Here is a 25,603-nt window from a genome sequence, read left to right as displayed (position 1 = left end):
CACGTGTCGATGGTGTGCGGCCATTTGTAACAGCCGTGGAGTTACATAGTGGATATGACTGAAAATTTCGCTGATGTGGCGCACAATGACACCACGATCGTCAAAGAGTTCACCAACCCGGTCAAAGAGCCGATTGACAGCGACATCAATCTGTTCGATTTGCTTGATCGCCGTGCCGAACGAGACCCTGAAGGGTCGATGATCGAATACAAGGGCGAAGACGGCGCATGGCATCCATACAGTGCCGAAGAGTTCCGTCGTATGGTCATTGACTTGGCCAAAGGTCTGATCGGTCTCGGTGTGAAGAAGGGCGACGCGGTGTCCATCGTTTCCCACACGCGCTGGGAATGGACGGCGCTGGATTTGGCGATCATGTCCATCGGCGCACTCACCGTACCGGTGTATGAGACCAATTCCGCCAGCCAGGTCAGCTGGATTTTCAATGATTCCCTGGTGACCATCGCCATCGCCGAAGATGATGGTCAGCGTGACAAGATTGAATCCGTGCGCGCCCAAGTGCCTACTTTGCGCAACGTGTTTGTGATTGAAGCCGGTGGATTGGATGCCATCAAGGCATACGGTGGATCGGTGACCGATGCCGAATTCTGGGACTATAAGAACGCTTCCCATGGTGATGATCTGGCCACCATCGTGTATACGTCCGGTTCCACCGGCACGCCGAAAGGTGTGGAACTGACGCACCGCAATTTCGCGTTCCTCGTGCTCTCCGCTCTGCAGTACATGCCTCGCGCCGGTGCATGGCCGGACCGTCGACTGCTGCTCTTCCTGCCGTTGAGCCATGTGTTCGCTCGTTTTATGGAGTTCTTCAGCTTCGGCGGTACCATCACGCTGGCATTGAGTTCGAATATGAAGACCATGGTCAAGGATTTCGAAACCTTTGGCCCGACGCTGCTGCTCGCCGTGCCGCGTGTGTATGAGAAGGTGTATAACGCCGCCTCCCAGCGTGCCGGCACCGGTTTCGCCGGCAAGTTGTTCGCCCGCGCCGCCGAGAACGCGCGCGCATGGTCGCGTGCCGAACAGCAGGGTGAGAAGCTGCCGTTATCAGGTCGTATTGCCCATGCCTTCTATGAGCAGGTGGTGTATAAGAAGATTCGTACCATCTTCGGCCCGAACGCCGACTTCGCCATCACCGGCGGCGCTCCGATGGACTCCGAGCTTTCCCACTTCTTCAACGGCATCGGCATGCCGGTGCTGGAAGGTTATGGCATGACCGAAACCTGCGGCCCGGTGTGCGTGAGCTTGCCGGAGGATAACCGTATCGGCACCATTGGCATGCCGATGTGCGGCATCACCGCCGGCATCGCCGAAGATGGTGAGCTGGTGGTCAAGGGGCCGCTGGTGTGCAAGGGATACCACAACAATCCGGAGGTCACCGCCCAGCAGATTACCGATGGTTGGCTGCATACCGGTGACTTGGGTGATATCAACGAAGACGGTTTCATCTCCATCACCGGCCGCAAGAAGGACCTGATCATCACCGCCGGCGGCAAGAACGTTTCCCCGGGTCTGTTGGAAGCTTCGGTGATGACATCCCCGGTGGTGAACCAGTGCCTGGTGATTGGCGACAAGAAGCCGTTTGTGGCTGCTTTGGTCACATTGGACTTCGCGGATGCCAATGCTTGGTTGGAAGCCCAAGGTGCCAAGCCGGAGCCTGATTTGGCGTCGCTTGCGCAGAACGCCATTGTGCATGCCGAAGTGGAGCGTGCGGTGAACGCCGCCAATGAGGGGGTTTCCCGCGCCGAATCCATTCGCAAGTTCGAGATTTTGCCTGACGAATTCACCGAGGCCAACGGCATGTTGACGCCAAGCTTGAAGACCCGTCGCGCGCAGATCGTCAAGCATTACCGTGAACTCATCGACAACGTGATCTACGTGCCGCTGAAGAAGTAGTGGGCTTGTTGGGCTGACGTACTGTTAGTGGGGTTCTTTGCGCGCACAAAGAACCCCACTTTTTGTGGTTCCCCTAAGTCAGCTTTGACTGACAGCTTCCCTCAAGAGGAGCCGAGGAAAAGACGGAAGACCTAGTCCAGATTGGATTGCGTACCCGCGGTGGCTTCATTGGCGGCCTGATCGGCCTGCGCCTGATCGAGCTTCGCACGCACATCGTTGAGCAGACCCTGCGCGCGCTGAGCCAGTGCTTCGCCGATCTCCCACTGGCGCATCGACTGATCGAGGTTCAAGCCACCGGTTTCCAATGCTTGCACGGCCTGAATGAGCTTGTCACGAGCCTCCTCATATGGCATCTGTGCGATGAGTTTGCGCTCCTCATCGGTCAAAGATGAAGTCGGGGTGGTGTTCTTGTCGGTCATGATGTTCTCCTCTTTCCCTTCGGCTCCCTTGCGGGAGAGCCGATTCACGAAGTGATGTTGAAGGATGATTACCTTATATATGAAACTGTTGGTTGACGGTCGATGATTATTCGTTCGCCGATGTGGCGGTTGCGGTGATAACGCCTCTCTTCAACGTCACGGTGATGTTATCTCCGGAGTTGACCTTGCTGGCATCATCCACCACATGACCATCGGCTGACTGCACTACGGCATATCCGCGGTTCAACGTGGATTGCGGGCTCAGCGCGGTCAGGGATGCGTGGGCCTTCTCAATGGTGAGCTGGGCGTCGTCCACTATGCGTCGAAGTCCGATATCGAGGCGTTGCAATGAATCATCGATAAGCCGTTGATGCGGCTCCAGCATGGTGTGAGGCTGAGTGAGGCTTGGGCGATTGGCATATCCTTCCACCAGGCGAATTTCGTTTTCCACGCGGGAACGCATGCGCAGGCGTATGCGGTCAATGGCGCCTTCAATAAGCTGTGACTGTTCAAAGACGTCCGGAACCACTCGCTTAGCCGCGTCGGTTGGTGTGGATGCGCGCAGATCCGCCACCAGGTCAAGCAGCGTCCAGTCGTCTTCATGGCCGATGGAGGAGATGAGCGGTGTGGCGCAGGCGTATGCGGCACGTACCACGCGCTCATCCGAGAAGCCCATCAGATCTTCGAACGAACCGCCACCTCGCGCCACGATGATGACATCCACTTGGGGGTCTGAGTCAAGCTGCTGGATGGCCTGCACTACATCCGCCGGGCATTGCTCGCCTTGCACGTGGACATGTACAACCTTGAATGAGACGGCTGGCCAGCGCAAATTCACGTTGGTGATCACATCGCCTTCGGCGCGTGCCTGAGGTGCACAGATGAGGCCGATGGTCTTCGGGAATTCTGGCAGTGTCAGCTTATGGTCCGCGTCGAACAGTCCCTCACCTTTGAGCCTCTTGCGCAGTTCGTCAATCATGGCCTTAAGACTGCCGCCTGCGCCGACGCGCAGGATGGTGTCACCGCGTAGGGACAGGGAGGTGCGTTTCATCCATAGATTCGGCTTGCCGTGAATGACCACGCGATCACCCTGCACGAATTCACTGGCTGCCTGAGCGAATCGGCCGAAGCCATTGACCTCCATCGCAATGTCCTCAAAGTCATCGCGCAAGGTGAGGTATGCGGAACCGGCTCGACGAGTGTTGATCTGTGTGATTTGCCCGGTAACCCAAGCCGAAGGCCACCGTTCCACTGCGCCGTAGAACTTTTGGCTGAGCACGCTCACCGGCCACGGGTTCTGTGCGGTGGTTTCGGCGGCGCGTGCCGGCAACTGGTTCGCCGGACGTGGACCTTCTGGCAGATTGATGGTGCCGTCCGTCTGCCCTGCGCCGGCGGCATGCCCCGGGCCAAAACCTGCGGCGGCCAGTGAGGCGGCGGTAGGTGCCGCGCCTGTGTGAGAATACCCCATTGCTGTAGTCATGTTCTCCACTATAAGTGCGGAAAACGAAGAGGGAAAAAATTTACCCCGTCTGAAAAGTCGTGCGATACTTCAGATACGTCGTCGTCGAACCTTGAGAAGGAACAGCTGAATCGGTGGATAAGTCTGTGGATGACACGCCAGTTGAAAACTGTCACGGTAATCACACAGTTGTAGTTTTGGCGGAAAATAGCCGAAAACCACTATAAATAGTCCAACACACCTCTGTGTGGTACTAGATATAGGGGTGGGGTTGCCGTATTGTTCTAGAGGTTCAAGAAAACGACACCCATGTAATTTTGTTTGGCTGGCGTAAGCGCGGCCAAAAACGAGTGTTCGTGAGTTGTTTGTTGAGAGATGAAAGGGGTGCCCGATGGGCGCACAGGTGATGGAAGAGACCGCCACCAAGCATGAGGCGAGAGGCGCTGTCCGTGGTGGCGTGGTGCTCGTGGAGAAGCGTGATGGTCGTGTGGTCGATTTCGATCCGATTAACATCATCTCTGCGGTCAAGTCCGCCTTCAAGGATCTCGATAAGGAGGTCGGCCCGGAAGAAGAGGCCATGATTCGTGGCTTCGCCAACCAGGTGGAAGGCGAGATCAAGGAACGTTACGCCGGCCCCGCCAAGATCGAGGACATTCAGAACCTCGTTGAGCATGCCCTCATTGGCGCTCACCTGTACGACGTGGCTCGCGCCTACACCAACTACCGTCTGGACAAGGACATCCAGCGCGCTAAGGCCACCGACGTGAACGAGGCAGTGGCTCGCTTCATGAACCACGATCCCTCGCTGATCCACGAGAACGCCAACAAGGACTCCAACGTCTACGCAACCCAGCGTGATCTGCTGGCCGGCGCGGTATCCAAGGCCGCGGCATTCAACATGCTGCCCCCGGCGGTCTCCAACGCCCACATGAAGGGCGACATCCACTTCCACGATGCCGATTACTCGCCGTTCACCGCCCAGTCCAACTGCTCCCTGCCGAACTTCTGGGACATGCTGGCCAACGGCTTCACCCTCGGCAATGCTCCGATGGCCTCCCCGAAGTCCATCGCCATCGCCGCCACCCAGATTACCCAGATCATGAAGGACGTGGCCTCCAGCCAGTACGGCGGCCAGACCGCCAACCGTGCCGACGAGCACCTGGCCCAGTACGCCAAGAAGGATTACGAGAAGTTCCTCGAGGAAGCTCGCGAAACCATTCCTGACGGCATGCCGGTGGAATTCGCCCGCCGTCAGGTGGAGAACGCCAAGAAGAACGAGCCGTCCAAGCTGCACTTCGGCAACCGTGCACCACTGCCGATGGACACCCCATTCCACACGGATGTGGACGAACTGGAGCAGGAGCGTGAGATCCTGGCCAAGATTCGTACCCGCAAGGCCATCTACGACGCCATGCAGACCATGGAGTACCAGATCAACTCCAACCGAGTCTCCAACGGCCAGACCCCGTTCGTCACCGTGGGCTTCGGCCTCGGCACCGACTGGTTCTCCCGTGAGATTCAGCGCGCCATCCTGCTCAACCGTATCCGCGGCCTCGGCAAGGAACACCACACCGCCATCTTCCCGAAGCTGGTGTTCACCATCAAGCGTGGCGTGAACTGCGATCCGATCGACCCGAACTACGATCTGAAGCAGCTCGCCCTCGAATCCGCCACCAAGCGCATGTACCCGGATGTGGTGTTCTACGAGAACATCGTCAAGATCACCGGCTCCTTCAAGGCGCCGATGGGCTGCCGCTCCTTCCTGCAGGGTTGGATCAACCCGGAAACCGGCAAGGATGAGGAAGACGGTCGCATGAACCTCGGCGTGGTCACCGTCAACGTGCCGCGCATTGCCATCGAATCCCACGGCGACAAGGAACGCTTCTGGAAGCTGTTCAACGAGCGCATGGAAGTGGCCCACCAGGCCCTGCAGTTCCGCATCATGCGCTGCAAGGAAGCCACCCCGGTCAACGCCCCGACCCTGTTCCGTTACGGTGCATTCGGCCGCCTCGGCGCCAACGACAACGTGGACCAGCTCTTCAAGAACGAGCGCGCCACCGTGTCCCTCGGCTACATCGGCTTGGCGGAAACCACCGCGGTCTTCTACGGCAAGAACTGGATTCGCGACCACGGCTGGGATCCGGAAGGCAAGGAATTCGCGCTCTCCATCGTCAAGCGTATGAACGAGCTGTGCAAGCAGTGGAGCAAGGCTGAGGGATACCACTACTCCGTGTACTCCACTCCGGCCGAGTCCCTGACCGATCGCTTCAACCGCATGGACCGCGAGAAGTTCGGTCGCATCGAAGGCGTGACCGATCACGACTTCTACACCAACTCCTTCCACTACCCGGTGTGGCTGCAGCCCACCCCGATGGAGAAGCTCAACTACGAGAAGGACTTCCCGTACTACGCTTCCGGCGGCTTCATCAACTACTGCGAGTACCCGTGCCTGCAGGACAACCCGAAGGCGCTCGAAGCCGTGTGGGATTACGCCTACAACATCGGCATCGGCTACCTCGGCACCAACACCCCGATTGACCACTGCTTCGTGTGTGGTTTCCAGGGCGACTTCGAACCCACTGAGGAAGGCTTCAAGTGCCCGGAGTGCGGCAACTCCGATCCGGACAAGTGCAATGTGACCAAGCGCACCTGCGGTTACCTTGGCAGCCCGGTTCAGCGACCGATGGTGCATGGCCGCCACGAGGAGATCGCCCACCGTGTCAAGCACATGAGCGGCGAAACCGGTCATGTGACCCTGAATGATGGCACTACGCGCGAATGGTTCGAAGAGGCCAAGTAATCGTTAGCGCGGGGCGTGAGGGTCTCCCTGATATGTTGTACGACACACTCAAGGCCGTTCGGCCGAGCTTACGGTCGTACAACATATCAGGGAGACCCTCACTTGGCTTCCGGCCCAATATTACGGTTGAGCGGGAGCGGAAAGGAAGAGTTGTTGATGGAAGAGTTTCAGCTCGCTGAAAAGCGAGAGCCCAAACGCCATGATTTCGCGGCGGGGGAGACTGGGCGCGGACCTTCTGTTCCTTCCAATGGACTCGCCAACGATCCCAAAGCCGGCCAATGGGACGGACGGCGCATGTCCAAGCGCATGATCGCCGACTACAAAACCTTCATCGTGACCGACGGCGAAGGCGTGCGCAACTCCCTGTACGTCTCCGGATGTCCATTCCACTGCGTGGACTGCTTCAACGCCTCCATCTGGGACTTCCAGGCCGGCCATGAATACACACAGAGGCTCGAGGACAAGATCATCGAGGATCTCAAGGCCCCTTGGGTACAGGGCATCACGTTCCTCGGTGGCGAGCCGATGCTCAACACTCCTGTGCTGGTGCCGCTTGCGCGTCGTATCCGTGAGGAATTCGGTCATGCCAAGGATATCTGGTGCTGGACCGGATACACCTGGGAGGAGCTCATGCGTCCAGGGGAAACCGAAGACAAGCTTGAACTCCTGAAACTCATCGACATTCTGGTCGACGGCCGCTACCTCAAAGACCAGAAGGACTCCCTGTTGCAATTCCGCGGTTCAAGGAACCAGCGCATCCTCGACGTACCGAAGTCGCTTGCAGCCGGCAAACCGATTATCTGGGGCAAGCTCCACGACCAGGAACGCGATATCCCCGAGATTTATCTCAAAGACCGCGAAGCCGGCGAAGGCTCGCAGGCGTCCTGAGATATTGGGAGCGATGGTTCAGGCATATCCGGTCTGATTCCTTGTCTCTGACGTGCTTGGTTCTGTGTGATGGGACGCCAAAACAAGCTATTCGCGGGCGTTCCAATCGATGGTGGTATCCCTGCGGGTGATGCCCGCCGGCGCAATCAGCTCACAGCGCGCGTCACGGTTGCGATTGCCTTCGAGACGGTCGAAAAGCAGATTAGCGGCTCGTTCCGAGAGCTGCTCCGGCGTGGTGGACACGTTGGTGACCTGCCATTCGAATGATGCCGCGGCATAGTCCGAGCAGTATGACACCACGGAAACATCCTGCCCGGGAATCACGTTATGCCGGCGCAATGTGCGTAGCAGCCATTCGGTCGGTTGAGGCTGACGGACGATGATGCCAAGCCGGTTGTCGGCGTGCAGCAGCAGCTGGTCGGCGGTCTTTTCGATGCCGGTCCAGCCTTCGCCGAGTCGCTGCACGATGGAGAATCCCAGCCCTCGTTCGTCCGCGCGTTGATGTGCCGCGGTATAGAACTCGTCGACGAAGTTGTATTCGTTCGGATTGGTGCCCAACGGTGTGCCGATCATCGTGACATGATGATGTCCAGTGTCGGCGAGCTCGTCCACGGCCAGCAGGGCGGCCTTGCGGGCGTCGGCATCCACGCAGTCCAGTCCGCGCGCGTTGGTCGCACGACCCACAAGCGTGACAGGTTGGCTGAGCTCGGCGGCAATCGGGATGCGGGGGTCCTCACGGCTGACATCCATGAGAATGAAGCCGTCACAGATTGATTTGCCGGCCATGCGCTTGAGCGCGGCCACGCCGTCATGCGTGGTGGTGAGGATGACGTCGTAATCGCGTGCGCGTGCGCTGCGCACGATGGCATCGATGTATGGCGTGGTCTCGTTGGCGTCGATGGTCTCGCTCATCTCCACGAACAGCGCGATGATGTTGGTGCGGTTCGTCTTCAAGGTGCGCGCGCCGGCGTTCGGCTGGTAGTTGAGCTTGCGCATCGCTTCCTTGACCCGCCGTCGTGTCGCCTCGGACACGGTGTTCTTGCCGTTGATGACGAACGACACCGTGCTTTGGGATACGCCCGCCAGGGCGGCGACGTCCTTGCTGGTCGGCGGTCGGGTTCCGGCTTGTCTGGTGGTCATGAGGTCCTCTTGCGTTGCATTTCGGCGGGATGCGCCGGCGGTCGCGTCGTTGACACGCCGCTATTCGATATTAGCCCGTGCGGCTAACTCCTTAAGATGTCGGTCTCCTAGTCGGCGTTATCCCATCGACCGAGGGGGTGATGCAAGCCATGCGATCAGCTTTCGCGCGTGAAACGCGGCAGCCTGTCGAGCGGACAAGGCGTATCGATGACGACAGGCCCAGCGATGATTTGCCCGTCGTCCGCACGCCATCGTCCTTCGGGAACCGATACTCGCCGGGAGACCGCATGACGCTGCATGCAGGGGGCGACGATGATGTCACTGCCCAGAAGGAACTGGTCGGTGACGGTATCCATGTCAGGAAAGTGGTAGGCCATCGGGCGGATGATCGGCTCGCCGGTTTGCGCCGCATGATCGGCAAGCCGCAGAATCGTCGGCAGATAATCCTCGCGAATAGCCAATGCCTTGCGTACGGCTTCGAGATGCCGCTTGTCCAGCACACGGGAGGGCGCGGTGGAGAACTGCATCATCGGGGAAAGCGCGGCGATCTGCGCGTAGCGGACGAAGAACTCCTGGTCCACGTCCGAATGCTTGGTGCTGTTGACTTCGCCGCCGCCGATCATATCGGGACAGACGAACGGCTGTCCGATCATGCCCTGTGCCAGCATCTCCGGAATCAGCGAACCGATGCCATGCTCATCCCAAGCGGCGGGCTTGTCCTGAAGCCTTTGCGCGAGCGGTTGTCCGCCCATCTTCCAGCAGGCGCGGAATTCGTTGAACGGGTAGTGCACGCCGATGGCCGCCCATTGTTCGCACATGTCGTTGGCCGTCATCGGAGTGGACGGCAGATCGTCGTCGTGGAAGTCATACAGGTCGGCGCCGTCGAACTTGAAGCCGTCCACGCCGAGCTCACACAGCGCGTCGAGCCGACCGCGGATCCACTGTCGCGCTTCGGGATTGCTCAGGTCGAGCACGGCACTCAACCCGTTCCACCAGCGGCGGATGGCCGTGCGGCCGTGACGGTCGCGCAGCATGAACCCGCGTGCCTCGAGCTCGCGGAACACCGCGGAATCGGGGCTGACGAACGGCACCAGCCATACGATGACGTCGAATCCCTTGCCGTGCAGCTGACGGAGCATCTCCTGCGGGTCCGGGAACGTGGCCGGATCGAAGGTCCAGGTTCCGTAGTCGGGGCTCCACTTGTCGTCGATCATCAGCACGCCCGGGGGCATGTCGGCGGCCAGCATCGCGTCGGCGTAGTCGAGCACTGCCTGCTGGGTTGGACGGTAGGGCATTTCGATCCACGTGTTGTATTGCGGCTTGGTGAACATGGCCTTGGCGGGCGTAGCGCCGGATGGGGGGAAGTGGTTCCGGCTTGCGGCGAGAAAGGCATCGCGCAACGTGCCGCCCTCGGCATTCCGTACGTCGGCCACCCGGCTGGAGCGGATGGTCAGGTGACCGTCTTCAAAGGAGAACGCGAACGACTCGTCGTCCCATATATATCGTCCTCGGGTGGAGATGAGCAGGGGAGCGCTCTGGTTCGATGCTTCGGGCAGCTGGCCGTCTTCATGCTTCCATGCGGCGAGGTCGCAGTCGAACGGCTGTGCGCCGAACGGCATGAAACGGCCGTCGGCGGCCCGGCCTCCCCACCAGCGTTCATCGGGAAGCAGGTCGATTGTTGTGCATTGGGCCATATCGTTCATGGTCGTTCTTTCCTATGTGAGGTATGTGTCTGATGCAGCTGCAGTGCTGCGTATATCTAATACGTATTATTACGACGGAGATATGGTTTTACAAATCTCGGCGTGGCGTGATTTTTTATTGTGTGAGGTGGGGTGTGTCGTTCGTTGCTTTATGTGCTGCAAAACTGCTGTTTTATAGACGTTTTGCAATGATAGAGCTGTAGCGACACGCCGTTTTGCCGCATTGACACCGTGGTGGCATACTGAAGGCACGTAGTTACTCATACGTATTAACAAATCAAAACGGTGCGCAATGGAGGGGCATGGTGGCCTCGAGATTCGAACCGGGCTTAACAATCTTGGCGGTACCAAAGTGGGTATCGCAGGAAGGAAGAAGCATCATGAAGCTCGCAAAGACCGTCATCGCGGCTGTGGCCGCGGCGGCGATGATCGTTCCTCTGGCAGCATGCGGTAGCGGAACGGCCGATTCCGGCAAAACCACCATTACCTACTTCTCGTGGAACAACGAGAATCAGGTCAAGCCCATCATCGAGGCTTTCGAGAAAGCCAACCCCGATATTAAGGTCGACCTGAGCACCGCACAGGGTGAGGCCTCCGATTACGCGCAGACGCTGACCACGCGTGCTGCAGGAAACCAGCTGCCTGACGTGTTCCACATGTCCATCGAGACGCGTAACGAAGTGCTGGACGCCGGCCTGGCCAAGGATCTGACTGGTGAGTCGTTCATGGATTCCATCCCGGACACCAATAAGGATCTTTATACCCGCGACGGTAAGGTCTACGGCATGAGTCCCACCGCATGGGTCGGCGTCATCGTATATAACAAGGACCTGCTCAAGCAGGTGGGATACGATTCCGTGCCTGAGACGATCGACGAGTTTTGCGAGTTGGGCAAGAAACTGCAGGCTGCGGGAATCACGCCGTACATGGACGATCCGACCGTCGTCTCCGGCTCGTTCCAGCCGATGCTCGGCGGCTACTACGCCAAGCAGGGCATCGACACCAGTGAATGGCCGGAAATGGGCGAAGGCGGCAGCTTCGAGAAGCAGTGGACCCCAATCATCAAGGAATGGCAGAAGCTCATCGACTCCGGCACCATGCCCAAGGAAGTCGTGGGCGTGAACAACGACCAGATCAAACAGCAATTCATGACCGGTCAGCTGGCCATGTTCCGTTCCGGCCCGTGGGACTTCCCTGATCTGAACTCCTCCGGCGTCGACTACGCCACCGCTCCGTTCCCCGCAGTGGAAGGCGGCGAACCGTACGTGGGTGGTGGCCCGGACTCTCCGTTCGCCATCTCCTCGAAGATCGACGGCGATAAGCTCAAGGCCGCCGAGAAATTCCTCGCCTTCATGAACTCCGAAGAGGGACTCAAGCTCGAGGAAAAGAACATCGGCCAGATTTCCGTCTCCTCCGAATACGCCGCCGACGTGGCTCCGCAGCTGCAGGATATCTACGACGAGTACGTGACCACCGGCAAGTACTACTGGACCAACTGGTCCCAGAACGGCAACGTGATGGCCACAGAGATGACCTCCCAGTGGCAGCTGCTCATCCAGGGTAGTACGGACGCCGCTTCGGTGGCCAAGCACATGGACGAGACCTGGAAGGCCAACGCCAAGTAACGCGATTGGTGTGAATGCGCAATCAAAGCGAATGCGCAAATCAGCGGCGACCGGTTCTTTGAGTGCTGGGTTTCCACGCTCCAGTGCCAGCCGCCGCTCCGGTCGGGGTGAATCTCCTGACGATTCTCCTCTCCCTTGCGCCTCGAAAGCTTCGCCCCGACGTACTCCTTATGGAAAGGCAATAAAGACATGACGGCACAAACATGCAACCCCGCAATGATGCGGCAGTCCGACAGCAGCGGCGATGCCAGAGTTGGTGGTCATGATGACGTCCGCAAGACGCCGTGGTACAAGACCCGCGGATTCGTTGAATCGGCATCGTCCACCGGATTCCTGATTCCCGTCCTCGCGGTGTTCGTCGTGCTGACGCTGATCCCCCTGATCCAGACGGTGTATTACTCCTTCACCGACTACACCGGATTGAACCCCGACGTGAATTTCGTCGGCTTCGACAACTACCGCAAAGTGTTTACTGATCCCTCCCTGCTGGTGGGTCTGGGATTCACCATCCTGTTCGCGCTTTCTACCACGCTGATCACCACGGTTATAGCCATCCCTCTGGCGGTTCTGCTCAACACGAAGTTCTACGGCCGCTCATTCGCCCGCTCCCTGTTCTTCTTCCTCGGAGTACCTTCGCTGATTGTGTTGGGCATGGTGTGGAGCTTCATCCTCTCCCCGCTCAAAACGGGCGCGCTTAATTCCGTGCTGGTGTCGATGGGACTGGATTCCGTACCGTGGCTGGCCAATGAGAACCTGGCCCGCGGCTGCGTGATCTTCGTAGCCATCTGGGCGGCGGTCGGATGGCACGCCACGCTGTATCTGGCGTATCTGCAGGCGATTCCCACGGACCTTTACGAACAGGCCGCCGTCGATGGTGCCAGCGGATTCCAGAAGTTCATCCACATCACGCTGCCGCAGCTCATTCCCGGAATCGTGGTCTCCACGTTCCTGCTCATCACCAATGGATTGAAGGTGTATGACCTGCCCTTCGGTATGACCAAAGGCGGTCCCGGATATTCCACGAACACCATTACCCAGGCAATCATCGTCCACGGTATTTCGCAGTCACAATACGGTCTCGGCTCTGCGCTGGCGGTGCTGTTCACGTTGGCGTGCCTGATCGTGGTTCTCGGGCAGGCGGCGCTTACCGGTGCCATCTCTAGGAGGTTTGCATAATATGAACAAGCTCAAGCCAAGCACCAGGGCGAAGATCGGCGTATGGGCGCGCACGATTCTCATCAACGCCGTAGCGATTGTGATGGCACTCCCGCTGTACTACATCATCGTCAACTCGTTCAAGACCTCCATCGACATGGCGAAGTCTCCGTTCGGACTGCCTGAGACATGGTCCATCCAGAACTACATCGATGCCTTCGCCAACCTGCCGATCGCCCGAAGCTTTCTGAACTCGCTGATCGTCACGGTCGTGGCGGTGTTCCTTCAGCTGTTCATCGGCTCCCTGGCCGCATATGGCATGATCCTGCGTAAAAGCTGGTTCACCGCCGGAGTTGGCGCCGTGCTGATGATAGCCTTCTGTATCCCGTTGCAGGCCACGCTGATCCCGCAGTACCGCATGGAGGCCAACCTCCATCTTGTCAACACATTGTGGGGCCTGATCGCGCTGTATCTGGTCAACTCGATTTTCTGCTACTTCCTGATCGTCGGATACATGCGCAAGCTGCCAATGGAGGTGCTGGAAGCGGCGCGCATCGACGGTGCCGGCCCGTTCAAGATCTATTACAAGATCGTCCTTCCGATGATCACGCCGATTCTGGCGACCGTGGTCGTGTTCCAGACGCTGTCCACGTGGAACGACTTCCTGCAGCCGAATGTGTTCCTGTCCTCCACGGACAATCGCACGATTATCCTGCAGGTGTTCAACTCCATGAGCCAGTTCACCACCAACTGGCCTGCGTTCATGACCATCACGGTGATCGCGCTGGTTCCGGTGTTCGTCTTCTTCATCTTCTGTCAGAAGTGGATCGTCTCCGGTCTGGTAGCTGGATCGGTGAAGGGGTGATTCGGGAGGCGGGATGGTTGCTTCGGTTTCGGAGCAACCATCCCGTTCGTGATTGATTTCATTTCATGGCGCCTTTCCAGCGCACGCCGTTCGACGATGTCGACGGTGTCGCCGGGGAGGCGACTTTGCTTTCAAGGAGGTTACTGCCATGCCGCAGCAACCGCTCATTATCGTGGAGTCCTGTGGCTCGACGACCGTGGCCTGACGGCGAACGGCGCGACGGCATGGTTATGGATGTTTTGCATACGTAACCAACAATATCTTGAAAATGTTGAAAAACATGCTTTCCGTGAGCGAAATCACGAAGGCGAATGCCATGTTGGGCAGGTGGTCAGACTAAGCTAACCCGAAGAAGTAGCCGGGCGAAGCCGTCCGCAGGGTGCCTGCCAGCCGTCCGAGGCGGTTCTGAGTTCCTTGCGGCGTGAGAAGGCGATTATCCCGGAGGCCGAAGCTAAGAGGAACACATGGTTGATACCGCATCGAACGTGACCACGGATGCCACTCGCACCGCCCGCGAAGGGACTCGGGCGAACGCGAATACCGCCCCGGGCGTGAATGTTGCCGCAGCAGCCGTATCAGGTAACGCCAAGCCTCTGCGCGTGGGATTGGATATCGGTTCCACCACAGTCAAGGCGGTCGTGCTTGATCAATCCGACTCTTTGAAGTCCACTCTGTTCTCTGATTATCGTCGTCATCATGCCAACGTGCGTGCCACCGTGGCCGGCCTGCTCGTGGACATTCACAAGAAGCTGGAGGAACTTGGCCGTGGCGATGAGCCGATTCGCTTGGCCATCACCGGCTCCGGCGGTTTGGCCTTGGCCGACAACATGCATGTGCCCTTCATCCAAGAGGTCATCGCCGAAACCGAAGCCATCGACAAGGAATACCCGCAGGCGGACGTCATTATCGAACTCGGCGGCGAGGACGCCAAAATCACGTATTTGAAGCCGACCCCCGAGCAGCGTATGAACGGCTCCTGCGCAGGCGGTACCGGCGCGTTCATCGATCAGATGTCCACGCTTCTGGACACCGATGCCGCAGGCCTCAACGAAATGGCCAAAAGCTACGAGAACCTGTATCCGATCGCCTCACGTTGCGGCGTGTTCGCCAAAACCGATCTGCAGCCGCTGATCAACGATGGTGCCGCCAAGCCGGATCTCGCGGCCTCCATCTTCACCGCCGTGGCCACACAGACCATCGCAGGCCTCGCATCCGGCCGACCGATTCATGGTACCGTGATCTTCCTCGGCGGTCCGCTGTTCTTCATGTCCGAGCTGCGCGCCGCATTCCAGCGCGCGCTTGAAGGCAAGGTGGACGAGTTCATCGTGCCCACCAACGCACACCTCTACGTGGCGTATGGTGCCGCCTTGCAGGCCGACATCGACTCCGATGATGAAGGCCACCATTTCGAAGCGCACACCTGCGCTGAAATCCTGAAGCGTCTGGAAGAACTTAAGAACCTGCCTTCCAATACGCCCACCATGCCGCCGCTGTTCCCCACCGAAGCCGATCGCGAGGCATTCAACAAGCGTCACCATAAGGAACACATTCATATCGGCACGCTCGAAGGCGCGCACGGCCCGCACTTCCTGGGCATCGATGCTGGTTCCACCACCATCAAGGCCACGCTCGTCAACGACGATCGTGAAATCGTCTGGTCGTCGTATGCCAACAACGAAGGCAGCCCGCTGACCGCCGCCATCAATATCGTCAAGAAGATTCAATCCGAGTTGCCTGAAGGCGCGTGGATCGCACGCTCGTGCGCCACCGGCTATGGTGAAGGCCTGATTACCACCGGCTTGCACTTGGATGAAGGCGTGGTGGAAACCATGGCCCACTACCGCGGTGCCGAAATGGTAAGCCCCGGCGTCACCGCCGTCATCGACATCGGCGGCCAGGACATGAAGTACCTAGCCATCACCGACGGTGTGATCGATTCCATCGCCGTCAACGAGGCATGCTCCTCCGGCTGCGGCTCGTTCCTACAGACCTTCGCCATGTCCATGGGCCTGACGATCCAGGAATTCACGCAGAAGGCGCTTGCTTCCACGCATCCGGTGGATCTGGGTTCCCGTTGCACCGTGTTCATGAACTCCTCGGTCAAGCAGGCGCAGAAGGAAGGCGCCTCGATTGAGGATATTGCGGCAGGCCTGTGCTATTCCGTGGTGCGCAACGCCTTGTATAAGGTCATCAAACTGCGTGATTCCGGCGAACTGGGCGACACTGTGGTGGTACAGGGCGGCACCTTCTTGAATGATGCCGTGCTGCGCGCCTTTGAACTGCTGACCGAACGCGAAGTCACCCGTCCGAACATCGCCGGACTGATGGGCGCATTCGGTGCAGCTCTGACTGCCCGCATGCATTATCAGGACGAAGCCGACCATTTGGATACGGCGGTCAAGGCTGACGGTAGTGAAGAAGAGCAACCGGCTGAAGCCAAGACCGATGGCTTCAAGAAGACTGGTGCTGACGGTTCTGCTGCAGCAGCTGCACCGGAAGTCCATACGGTGATCGTGGACGGCGTGGCCCACACCGCCAGCTCCATCCTGACCGGCGAAGCGCTCGACAACATGTCGATGACCACCGAACGCGATGTGTGCAAGCTGTGCCAGAACCACTGCAAGCTCACCATCACCACGTTCTCCGACGGTTCCCGCTTCGTGACCGGCAACCGTTGCGAACGTGGCGGCGATGCCAAGAAGAAGCGTTCCGACCGCCCGAACCTCTACGACTACAAGTACAAGCGTTGCTTCGCCTACCGTCGTCTTACCGACAAAAAGGCCACCCGTGGCGAAATCGGCATCCCGCGCGCGCTCAACATGTACGAGAACTACCCGTTCTGGTTCACGTTGCTTACCTCACTCGGTTTCAAGGTGATGATTTCCGGCCGTAGCTCCCATGAGCTGTTCGAAACCGGCATCGAATCCATTGCATCCGAGAACATCTGCTATCCGGCCAAGCTGGTGCACGGCCACATCAAGTGGCTGCTCAACAAGGGTGTCAAAACCATCTTCTATCCGTGCGTGAGCTACGAGGAGAACCTGGTTCCCAACACCGACAACCACTACAACTGCCCGGTGGTGGCCAACTATCCGCTGGTCGTAGGCGCGAACATGCCCGAACTGCGCGACCCGGATGTGCGCTACATGCACCCGTACTTCAACCTTGCCAACCATGAGCTCATGGTTGATCGCATCGTCGAGGAATTCGCATGGGCCAACGTAACCCGTGAGGAAGCCGAAACCGCGGTCAAGGCCGCCTACGCCGAAGACAAGGTCTTCAAGCACGACGTGCAGCAGGAAGGCCTTGCGGCACTCGCCTACATGAAGGAGCATGGCTGCCGCGGCATCGTGCTCGCCGGCCGCCCGTACCACATCGACCCAGAAATCAACCACGGTATTCCAGAAACCATCTGTTCGCTGGGTATGGTGGTGCTGTCCGAGGATTCCATCTGCGAACTGCAGCCGGGGGAGAAGCTCAACCTCACCGCCTTCCTCGCCGAAGGCGAGCAGGATCCGCGCTCTAAGAACGCGGCAGGATTCCGCCATGTGGGCGACCGCACCGTCACCAAGATGCCGTTGCGCGTCACCAACCAGTGGGCCTATCATTCTCGACTGTACGCGGCCGCGCACTTCGTCGCCTCCTACCCGGGCCTCGAACTCGTGCAGCTCAATTCCTTCGGCTGTGGCCTCGATGCCATCACCACCGATCAGGTGGCCGAAATCCTTGCTGACAAGGCCGATGTGTACACGCTGCTCAAGATCGATGAGGTGTCCAACCTGGGTGCCGCCAAGATTCGACTGCGTTCGCTTAAAGCCGCAGTCGAGGAACGTGAGGCGAACAAGGCTCGTGAAGCTGCCGCAGCTCAGACCGTGAGCAGACAGACGGCAATCGTCGATGCCGCAGCTCAAGCGGAAGATGCAGCCGCAGCCAAGGCTCGCGAAGCCGCCAAAGCCAAGGCCGAGGCTGACCTGGCTGCTGCCAAGGCCGCCCTTGCCGAAGCTCAGGCCGCAGTCGAAGCCGCCGAAGCCAAGGTTAAGGCGGAGCAGGGCGACTCCACTCAGGCGCAGACCGCCACTGCCGGACCCAAGCCGATGGGCTTCCGCAAGACCGGCTCCAAGGCGCCGACCCCGGGCCGTCAGGTGCTGCTCGACACCACTATGGCTGCCAACCCGAAACTCACCAAGGCGATGCGGGATGCTTCCAAGAAGGCTGCCCGGCGTGACCTCGCCGAAGCGGTCAATGCCAAGAACGTGCTCGCTGGCTCGAACGGTACTGTTGACCAGCCGTCTTCCAAGAAGCCCAAGGACGTCAAGAAGAACGCGCATAACAACGCCACGATGAGCCGTTACGCCCATCGCCAGAAGTTCCTCAAGAACATGAAGCGGGACTACACCATCGTGGCGCCCCAGATGAGCCCCATCCACCTTTCGCTGGTGGAAGCGGTCATCCGCTCCGGCGGATACAAGTTCGACGTGTTGAAGCACGCCAGCCGCGGTGACGTGGAAACCGGCCTGAAGTATGTGAACAATGACGCATGCTATCCGGCCATCATGGTGATCGGTCAGCTCATCGACGCGATTCTCGAAGGCAAGTACGATCCCGACCATGTGGCGTTGGCCATCACCCAAACCGGTGGCATGTGCCGTGCGACCAACTACTTCGGCCTGATTCGCAAGGCTCTGATCGATGCCGGATACCCGCAGATTCCGGTCATCGCCATCTCCACGCAAGGCCTGGAGGACAATCCGGGCTTCAAGGCCACGGTGCCGATGCTGCATCGCGCCATCAAGGCATTGATCCTGGGCGACCTGCTGATGAAGTGCCTCTACCGTGTACGTCCATACGAGGTGGAGAAGGGTGCGGCCAACAAGCTGTATGAGCAGTGGGACACCATCGTGCGCGAAACCATCGAGCACCATGGCTACTCCAAGACCGCGGCCAAGACCCCGTGGCTGAAGAAGGGATACCTGCCCTACGGCACGCTCGCCAAGGAGATCGTGAAGAGCTTCGACGCACTGCCGCTCAAGGACATTCCGCGCAAGGTACGCGTCGGCGTGGTGGGTGAGATTCTGGTCAAGTACCAGCCGGACGCCAACAACCATGTGGTGGACGTCATCGAATCCCAGGATTGCGAGGCCGTGGTACCGGGCATCATGGAATTCATGACCACCCGCCCCTACATCACCGACTGGAACGAGAAGAACCTCGGCATGGGCGGCAACCAGCAGTTGTACGCCCTGATGCGCTGGGGGCTTGACCTGTACAATGCGCCGATCAAGAAGGCCATCGCACTGTCTCACGGCAAGTTCAAGCAGGACGATCCGATGCCTGAACTCGTGCAGAAGGCCGGCGAAGTCACCTCCATCGGCGTGCAGGCTGGTGAAGGCTGGCTGCTCACGGCTGAGATCCTGGAGCTCATCGAACAGGGTTGCCCGAACGTGATCTGCGCGCAGCCGTTCGCCTGCCTGCCGAACCATGTGACTGGCCGCGGTATGTTCGGCAAGATTCGCCGACTGCATCCGGAAGCCAACATCGTCTCCATCGACTACGATCCAGGCGCCTCCGAAGCCAACCAGCTCAACCGCATCAAGCTGATGATCGCAGCCGCCAAGAAGGCGCATCTGGCGAAGTTCTCCGAAGCTGGCGAGCCGCAGGGCTTTACATCTGCTGACTGATGTCTGATGGTCACTAGGCCGTGTCTGGGCGGCGGGTGACATCTTCCGACACACTCAAGGCCGTTCGGCCAAGCTTACGGTCTGAAGACGTCACCCGCCGCCCAAACACTCCACAGCAGTAAGCTGCGCTTTGCATGTTCGACTTTGCGTCTGACAGCGCAAGCACCCGCTATCGGTTTTTTATATAGCCGATTGGCGGGCATTCGGGCGCGGCCATGGCTTGGCTCGCATACCATACCGTGTATGGTTACTCCGAGGATTAGTTATGCGCATTTGCTCGCCAAGCCGAACCCCAAGCATGTCGAAAGCCTGCTGAAGTTCTTCGAAAGCGGCCGTGCCGAGCGCGGCACCGGTGGATTCGGTGTGGAAATCGAGCATCTGCCGGTGCATAACGGCAGCGATACGGCCGTGAGCTATTACGAGCCGAACGGCATCGAGGCGCTGCTCAAGCGGCTTGCTCCCTACTACGACGAGGAAAAGGAGTATTGGGAGAATGGCCATCTCGTGGGTCTTGCGCGTCCAGGAGTCTCGGTTTCCCTGGAGCCTGGCGGCCAGGTGGAGACCTCGATCGGTGTTCTGAAGAAGCCCAGCGATCTGATTACGCTGTATGCCAAGTTCCGGCGTGAAGCCGACCCGATTCTGAAGGACCTCGACTTCCGCCTGGTCAACTATGGCTACCAACCCAAGTCCAGTTTCGCGGATGTGCCGGTGAATCCCAAGGACCGTTACGATGCGATGACCGACTACCTGGGGCGCGTCGGGCAGTTCGGCCCATGCATGATGCGCTGCTCCGCCTCCACGCAGGTCAGCATCGACTTCGTGGACGAGCATGACGCCATCGAAAAGATGCGTCTGGGCACGGTGATTGGTCCGATTCTGGCGTACTTCTTCCGCAATACCCCGTATTTCGAGGGGGAGACGAACCCGTGGCCGTTGCTGCGCCAGCGCATGTGGGATTACCTCGATTTCCAGCGCACGAATGTGATTCCAGGGCTGTTCGACCCCCGCTTCGGCTGGGAGGATTACGCCATCGACGTGCTGTCCACGCCGCTGATGTTCGCCGATCTGACGCATACGCCTGAAGCAGTGGCCTCCGGTGCCAGCCCGAAGGAGCTGCATCGCCCCGCCTTCCGCGAGAATGCCGGCGACGTGTATCCGGATCGCGAGCTCAACCCGTATGAGATCAACCACATCATCTCCACGCATTTCAATGATGTGCGCCTGAAGAACTTCGTGGAACTGCGCCACTGGGATTCGCTGCCAATCGAGCGTGCGGAGCGTCTGACCGAAATCGTGGCCTCCCTGTTCTATGTTCCGGAGAACCGCGAACGTTTGGAAAGCTACTTCGATGGCATCACCGAAGAGGAGGTGTTCGAAGCCAAGGCCAATATCCAGGCGCACGGCCGTCAGGCCTCCCCATACGGCCAGCCGCTCGAATTCTGGAAGGAATTCCTGGGGCTCGAGGGCCTGCTCTCGGATATTCCGGGTGACCCGAATCATCCCGACGTCTTCCAGGAGTAATCGGAACAATTACCTATATGCGCCTACATGCGCCCGGCATCGCAATGATGCCGGGTCATTCGTACGCGCATGGAACCTTCCGCCGTGTGGCTGCCCCAAATCTCGCAGATGGTCACATGACGCCATTCATTGGGGTCAAATTGCGCGGCCATGGTGAGAGCATCATCGAAACATGCGGTCAATGATTCCCGCTCGATGACTTGTCCCTCGGCAGGTCCGCCATCCGGATGGAAAACGGTCAGAGCGGCATCGAAACTGAGATCAACATTCGTCGGCTCGCTACCATCAGCTGCATTGCAGGCACCCTTCGGATCAAACTGCTGATACGCGTACGCCTTATTCTCTAACAAATCCACGAGAATGCCTCGCCGCAGCAGGCGCGGCAAACCGGCATCACGCACAGCGGCGCGCAACGTCGTCATCGCCCTCAAATAAGGCTTCAATTGGAACGAGTCTCCATAATATGGCCAAGACTTTCCCAACATCCATGTTGGCGGTAAATCAGAGCTCACTACGCCATCGGCGGGCATACGTGCCTTACGCGTCACTTCACCGAGATAATCATTAAGACTTGTCTCCAGCGTACGCAACCGCAAGATCTCGCGCGCCACCCGTTCGCGTCCGGTTTCCATCAACGCACGCCAATCCAACGAGCCATCCGTTTTGCGGAACGATTCGATGCAATCCAACGGCACCCCGGCATCCAAGCACAGCCGTATCACATCCATCTCCAGCATCTGATCAGAAGCATAATACCGATAGCCGGTTCGCGAATCGATGACAAACGGCGTCAGAATGCCATGTGCATCGTAATAACGCAACGCTTTGGCGCTGGTGCCATCAATCTTGGCGACTTCACCGATGGTCAGCAGCTCCTCATCCTCGCGCATCGATGACACTCCTTTGTTCATCGCGTTAATTTGACCTTACCCTCGGGGCAAAGTTTAGCATCGCAGCTACCAAGCCCGGCGGTGTCAACGTGGATGCAGCCGAGCCTGGTGCATAAGCGCACGGTGATGTGTGCTGTACCGCGAACGACGAACATAGGAGGTTCGCTCATGGACGAGCACGAAGACAGCAGTTGGTTGGGGCTATCCGGCGACGTATGCGTAGTCACCGGGGCGGTCGGCGGCATGGGAACAGCCATTGCCGCCGAACTGGCGCATGCCGGAGCCCGGCTGGCATTGGTCGATATCAGCGAGGAGCATACTGCGGCATATGCGGCGCAGCTGGCCGCCGAATACGGGGTAGAGGCACGAGGCTACGGCTGCGATATCGCCGATGCGGATGATGTGGAGACTCTCAAGAACAAGGTCGTTGAGGATTTCGGTACGGTCGACGTGTTGGTCAACACGGTCGGCATCCTGCGCTTCGCGCCACTGGAAGACCTGCCGCTTTCCGATTGGAAGGACGTCCTCAATGTGAATCTGACAGGCGCGTTCATCCTTTCCCAGGCGTTCGGCAAGGTGATGCTCGAGCATAAGACGGGACGTATCGTGCACATCTCCACCGTGGCTTCTCACTCGCCGGAAACCTTCTCCGGCGCCTACTCATGCGCCAAAGCCGGCCTTGGCATGCTCTCCAAGATGATCGCCGCCGAATGGGGGCCGTTCGGCATCCGCTCCAATTGCGTATGCCCATGCTTCGTCAAGACGCCGATGAGCGCATCCTTCTACGCCGACCCGAAAGTGACCGAGGAACGCGAACGATTAATCGCTTCCCGTCGTATCGGCGAGGTGCAGGACATCGCCAATGCCGTGGCGTTCCTGGCATCCAAACGGTCCGACTTCGTCAACGGTGACGAAATCAGCGTGGACGGCGGATTCCATTTGATGATGGGCGACCTGACCCCCAAGCCGGGCGGTCGTCGTCAATTCGCCATCAACTCCCTGAAGCAGCGCGGACTGCTGTAACCAGCCAAGCAGCACAGCACGAAAACAGCACAATACGGAAAGGATTATCCATGACTTCCCTTACCGCGGCTTCAGGTGCCGGCACAGTCGCCAAGCATGAACCCAACCGATACGGCGTGCTCTCCGCCGCATTCGTGGTCATGTTCTTCGTGGCTTCAATCGCCTTGTTCAGCGTCTTCCTCAATCCGTTGTCCGAACAACACGGTTGGACGCCCGCCGAAGTCAGCCTCTCATACTCCATCTTCCAAACCGTGATGGCCGTCACCGGCATCTTCTCCGGCCGCATCTCCGATAAGTTCGGCCCACGCACGGTGATGCTCGTCGGCGGTTTTGTCTTCGGCCTCGGCTGGTTCCTGACCGGCATCGCCGACAGCCTGCCGATGCTGTATATCTGCCATGGCCTCATCGCTGCCGTAGGCAACGGTCTGGTCTATAACCCGGCGCTTACCACAGCGCAGCGATGGTTCCCGGACATTCGAGGCAAGGCGTCCGGCATTCTCCTGGCCGCCGCGGCCATAGGGCCGGCCACGCTCGCCCCGGTGGCGAACGCCCTATCCAGTGCATTCGGCGTTTCCAATGCGCTGAAGATTCTGGGCGTGACCTTCTGGGTGACCATTACGCTGGGCTCGCTGTTCGTGCATCCGGCACCGGCTGATTACCGGCCGAAGGGATGGGAGCCTCCAGTTGTCGACAAGCCCGTAGGCGTTGCTGCTGATTCCGCCGACGACGGCAGCTTCGACTTCAAGGCCATGCTCGCCTCGCCGCGATTCTACGTACTGCTCGCCGTCTACGCTATGGCGGCCTCCTCCGGCACCATGCTGGTCGGAGCGGTCTCCTCAATCTCCCAGGAGCATGTGGGGGCCGTCGGCACGATGACCGCCGCCGCATTCGGCGCGATGGCCGTATCGATCTCCACCATCTCCAACTTCCTGGGCCGCTTGACCTTCGGTGCGCTTTATGACAAGTTCGGCGCATTCAAGTGCCTGTCCCTGATGCTCGTGGTCACCGCGCTCGCCATGGTCGCCATGTCGTTCGCCTACAACGCCGTGTTCTTCGTGGCCTGCGTGATCGTGCTCGGTTTCGCCTTCGGAGCCTTGCTCGTCATCTACCCTCCGTTGACCGGCGAGACCTTTGGTACCAAGCACCTTGGCGTGAACTACGGCATCATGTTCCTCGGCTACGCGCTCGGTGCATGGATAGGCCCCCGCTTGGCAACGGGACTGCATTCCGAAGCCTATGGCTACCGCATCGCATTTTATGCAGCGGCCGGCATCACGGTGCTCGGCCTGGTGATTGTGCTGCTACTTGCCGCCAAAGTCAAGAAGGCCGGCACGATGACGCCGGCGCGTAGGTAATCCTTCATTGTGGCTCCCCTTGTCAGGGGAGCTGTCACCGAAGGTGACTGAGGGGTAGTTGCACAGCTAAATCACAACGAGACAATACATTACAACAGTAAAGAAGGAATACATCATGAGTGAACAACTTCGACTGGCCGTTATTGGCGCAGGTGCCATGGGCCGTGACCACATTCGGTATATTCAGGACGATGCCGACGCCCGTCTGGTGGCCATCGCCGATTCGATGCCCGCCGCCGAACAAGTTGCCAAAGACGCAGGCGTGCCTTGGTTCGCCGATTACCAGGAGATGCTGGAATGCACCGCATTGGATGGCGTGGTGATTGCCTCGCCGAACCATCTGCACGTGCCGATGGCCCGCGAAACCATCAGACATGGCATCCCAACCTTGGTGGAAAAGCCAATCAGCGATGATCTGGATGATGCCCGCGCATTTGCCGCCGAAGCCCGTGCTTCGGGCGTGCCGGTGCTGGTGGGGCAGCATCGCCGCCATAATCCCAAGGTTCGTCGCGCCAAGGAAATCATCGAATCCGGTGCGCTTGGCAAGATCGTGACCGTGGCGATCCTGTACAATCTGTACAAGCCCGACACCTACTACGACATCCCCTGGCGCAGGCAAAAGGGCGCGGGGCCGATCCTGGTGAACATGGTGCACGATGTGGACCTGATGCGATACCTCATCGGCGAGCCGGTGGAGATTCAGGGCATGTCCGCGAATGCTGCACGCGGTTTTGAAGTTGAGGATTCCGCCGTGGCCACCGTGCGATTCGCCAACGGCACATTGGGCACCATTACCCTGTCCGATTCGGCGGCGAGCCCATGGAACTGGGAGTCCACCGCGCGAGAGAATCCGTTTTTTGCGCCATACGACACGGATGCCTATTACATCATGGGTACCAAGGCGTCGCTTTCGCTGCCTCGACTGCATCTGTTCTCGCATGCCGGCGGCGTGAGTGACTGGACCAAGCCGTTCGTCTGCGAGGTGCAGGGCGTGCGCGAAGGATTGCCGCACCGCTTGCAGCTGAAGCATTTCGAACGTGTGATTCGCGGCGAGGAGTCGCCGTTGGTGACTCCGGAGGATGCGATCAAGACACTGGAGGTGCTGAACGCCGTCAAGCAGGCGGCGGATGGCGGTGAACTTGTACGCTTGTAAACGGTAGGCGGCATTTGC

17 protein-coding genes are annotated in these 25,603 nt (G+C 59.1%); 12 read left to right on the top strand and 5 right to left on the bottom strand.

What is annotated here, in order from left to right:
- Positions 1-54 precede the first annotated feature (54 nt).
- Complete coding sequence (locus F7D08_RS00560) at positions 55-1,911, top strand: AMP-dependent synthetase/ligase (RefSeq protein ID WP_193316125.1); 1,857 nt, start codon at positions 55-57, stop codon at positions 1,909-1,911.
- Between the two features lie 131 nt (positions 1,912-2,042).
- Here the strand turns inward: F7D08_RS00560 and F7D08_RS00555 are convergent, their stop codons facing one another.
- Both F7D08_RS00555 and xseA read right to left on the bottom strand, forming a co-directional pair.
- Complete coding sequence (locus F7D08_RS00555) at positions 2,043-2,330, bottom strand: exodeoxyribonuclease VII small subunit (RefSeq protein WP_152208816.1); 288 nt, start codon at positions 2,328-2,330, stop codon at positions 2,043-2,045.
- A 106-nt stretch (positions 2,331-2,436) separates the two neighbouring features.
- On the bottom strand, positions 2,437-3,798 hold the full coding sequence (gene xseA / locus F7D08_RS00550) for an exodeoxyribonuclease VII large subunit (RefSeq protein ID WP_193316149.1): 1,362 nt from the start codon (positions 3,796-3,798) through the stop codon (positions 2,437-2,439).
- 382 nt (positions 3,799-4,180) lie between these two features.
- On the opposite strand from xseA, the gene nrdD reads away from it, so the two are divergent.
- Together nrdD and nrdG are read left to right on the top strand one after the other, a co-directional pair.
- On the top strand, positions 4,181-6,589 hold the full coding sequence (gene nrdD, locus F7D08_RS00545; protein ID WP_152208814.1) for an anaerobic ribonucleoside-triphosphate reductase: 2,409 nt from the start codon (positions 4,181-4,183) through the stop codon (positions 6,587-6,589).
- Between the two features lie 156 nt (positions 6,590-6,745).
- Entirely contained in the window at positions 6,746-7,477 is a 732-nt protein-coding gene (gene nrdG, locus F7D08_RS00540; protein WP_152208813.1) for an anaerobic ribonucleoside-triphosphate reductase activating protein, read from the top strand.
- An 87-nt stretch (positions 7,478-7,564) separates the two neighbouring features.
- On the opposite strand, the gene F7D08_RS00535 is transcribed toward nrdG, so the two are convergent.
- Positions 7,565-8,617, bottom strand: coding sequence for a LacI family DNA-binding transcriptional regulator (locus F7D08_RS00535; protein WP_152208812.1), 1,053 nt, complete (start codon positions 8,615-8,617; stop codon positions 7,565-7,567).
- 155 nt (positions 8,618-8,772) lie between these two features.
- Positions 8,773-10,320 carry a glycoside hydrolase family 31 protein gene (locus tag F7D08_RS00530; RefSeq protein ID WP_226803221.1) on the bottom strand — a complete coding sequence of 516 codons (1,548 nt, stop codon included), beginning with the start codon at positions 10,318-10,320 and terminating at the stop codon, positions 8,773-8,775.
- A gap of 380 nt (positions 10,321-10,700) precedes the next feature.
- Between F7D08_RS00530 and F7D08_RS00525 the strand changes: the two genes are divergently transcribed.
- The 6 genes from F7D08_RS00525 (at position 10,701) to F7D08_RS00500 (ending at position 21,164) form a co-directional block, all read left to right on the top strand.
- The gene (locus F7D08_RS00525) at positions 10,701-11,945 is read left to right on the top strand and encodes an ABC transporter substrate-binding protein (protein WP_193316124.1); all 1,245 of its coding nucleotides are present in this window, start codon (positions 10,701-10,703) and stop codon (positions 11,943-11,945) included.
- A 189-nt stretch (positions 11,946-12,134) separates the two neighbouring features.
- Positions 12,135-13,121: a carbohydrate ABC transporter permease gene (locus F7D08_RS00520; RefSeq protein WP_226803219.1), complete on the top strand. Its 987-nt coding sequence runs from the start codon at positions 12,135-12,137 to the stop codon at positions 13,119-13,121.
- 1 nt (position 13,122) lies between these two features.
- A complete protein-coding gene (locus F7D08_RS00515) occupies positions 13,123-13,965 on the top strand; it encodes a carbohydrate ABC transporter permease (protein WP_152208810.1) in 843 nt (280 codons plus the stop codon).
- Between the two features lie 48 nt (positions 13,966-14,013).
- Positions 14,014-14,310 carry a hypothetical protein gene (locus F7D08_RS09780; RefSeq protein ID WP_152208809.1) on the top strand — a complete coding sequence of 99 codons (297 nt, stop codon included), beginning with the start codon at positions 14,014-14,016 and terminating at the stop codon, positions 14,308-14,310.
- 206 nt (positions 14,311-14,516) lie between these two features.
- Complete coding sequence (locus F7D08_RS00505) at positions 14,517-19,643, top strand: acyl-CoA dehydratase activase-related protein (RefSeq protein WP_152209083.1); 5,127 nt, start codon at positions 14,517-14,519, stop codon at positions 19,641-19,643.
- Between the two features lie 243 nt (positions 19,644-19,886).
- A complete protein-coding gene (locus F7D08_RS00500; RefSeq protein WP_152208808.1) occupies positions 19,887-21,164 on the top strand; it encodes a glutamate-cysteine ligase family protein in 1,278 nt (425 codons plus the stop codon).
- 23 nt (positions 21,165-21,187) lie between these two features.
- Here F7D08_RS00500 and F7D08_RS00495 read toward each other — a convergent pair whose 3' ends face one another.
- On the bottom strand, positions 21,188-22,054 hold the full coding sequence (locus F7D08_RS00495) for a MerR family transcriptional regulator (RefSeq protein WP_152208807.1): 867 nt from the start codon (positions 22,052-22,054) through the stop codon (positions 21,188-21,190).
- 168 nt (positions 22,055-22,222) lie between these two features.
- On the opposite strand from F7D08_RS00495, the gene F7D08_RS00490 reads away from it, so the two are divergent.
- The 3 genes from F7D08_RS00490 to F7D08_RS00480 all read left to right on the top strand — a co-directional run bounded on the left by F7D08_RS00490 (position 22,223) and on the right by F7D08_RS00480 (position 25,585).
- Positions 22,223-23,077 carry an SDR family NAD(P)-dependent oxidoreductase gene (locus F7D08_RS00490; RefSeq protein ID WP_152208806.1) on the top strand — a complete coding sequence of 285 codons (855 nt, stop codon included), beginning with the start codon at positions 22,223-22,225 and terminating at the stop codon, positions 23,075-23,077.
- Positions 23,078-23,127: 50 nt separating this feature from the next.
- Positions 23,128-24,432, top strand: coding sequence for an L-lactate MFS transporter (locus tag F7D08_RS00485; RefSeq protein WP_152208805.1), 1,305 nt, complete (start codon positions 23,128-23,130; stop codon positions 24,430-24,432).
- 115 nt (positions 24,433-24,547) lie between these two features.
- Positions 24,548-25,585 (top strand): Gfo/Idh/MocA family protein, encoded by a 1,038-nt coding sequence (locus F7D08_RS00480; RefSeq protein ID WP_152208804.1) that lies wholly within the window; start codon positions 24,548-24,550, stop codon positions 25,583-25,585.
- Positions 25,586-25,603 lie beyond the last annotated feature (18 nt).

Source organism: Bifidobacterium cebidarum (assembly GCF_009193305.1).
Classification (GTDB): domain Bacteria; phylum Actinomycetota; class Actinomycetes; order Actinomycetales; family Bifidobacteriaceae; genus Bifidobacterium; species Bifidobacterium cebidarum.
This window is presented reverse-complemented; position numbering and strand designations above follow the sequence as displayed.

Excerpts from the sequence above, each read along its gene's own strand:
- F7D08_RS00490 (WP_152208806.1), top strand. The coding sequence starts at position 22,223 with ATGGACGAGCACGAAGACAGCAGTTGGTTGGGGCTATCCGGCGACGTA.
- F7D08_RS00555 (WP_152208816.1), bottom strand. The coding sequence starts at position 2,330 with ATGACCGACAAGAACACCACCCCGACTTCATCTTTGACCGATGAGGAG.
- F7D08_RS00480 (WP_152208804.1), top strand. The coding sequence starts at position 24,548 with ATGAGTGAACAACTTCGACTGGCCGTTATTGGCGCAGGTGCCATGGGC.
- F7D08_RS00530 (WP_226803221.1), bottom strand. The coding sequence starts at position 10,320 with ATGAACGATATGGCCCAATGCACAACAATCGACCTGCTTCCCGATGAA.
- nrdD (WP_152208814.1), top strand. The coding sequence starts at position 4,181 with ATGGGCGCACAGGTGATGGAAGAGACCGCCACCAAGCATGAGGCGAGA.
- F7D08_RS00525 (WP_193316124.1), top strand. The coding sequence starts at position 10,701 with ATGAAGCTCGCAAAGACCGTCATCGCGGCTGTGGCCGCGGCGGCGATG.
- nrdG (WP_152208813.1), top strand. The coding sequence starts at position 6,746 with ATGGAAGAGTTTCAGCTCGCTGAAAAGCGAGAGCCCAAACGCCATGAT.
- F7D08_RS00535 (WP_152208812.1), bottom strand. The coding sequence starts at position 8,617 with ATGACCACCAGACAAGCCGGAACCCGACCGCCGACCAGCAAGGACGTC.
- F7D08_RS00560 (WP_193316125.1), top strand. The coding sequence starts at position 55 with ATGACTGAAAATTTCGCTGATGTGGCGCACAATGACACCACGATCGTC.
- F7D08_RS00515 (WP_152208810.1), top strand. The coding sequence starts at position 13,123 with ATGAACAAGCTCAAGCCAAGCACCAGGGCGAAGATCGGCGTATGGGCG.
- xseA (WP_193316149.1), bottom strand. The coding sequence starts at position 3,798 with ATGGGGTATTCTCACACAGGCGCGGCACCTACCGCCGCCTCACTGGCC.
- F7D08_RS00485 (WP_152208805.1), top strand. The coding sequence starts at position 23,128 with ATGACTTCCCTTACCGCGGCTTCAGGTGCCGGCACAGTCGCCAAGCAT.
- F7D08_RS00500 (WP_152208808.1), top strand. The coding sequence starts at position 19,887 with ATGGTTACTCCGAGGATTAGTTATGCGCATTTGCTCGCCAAGCCGAAC.
- F7D08_RS00495 (WP_152208807.1), bottom strand. The coding sequence starts at position 22,054 with ATGCGCGAGGATGAGGAGCTGCTGACCATCGGTGAAGTCGCCAAGATT.
- F7D08_RS00520 (WP_226803219.1), top strand. The coding sequence starts at position 12,135 with ATGACGGCACAAACATGCAACCCCGCAATGATGCGGCAGTCCGACAGC.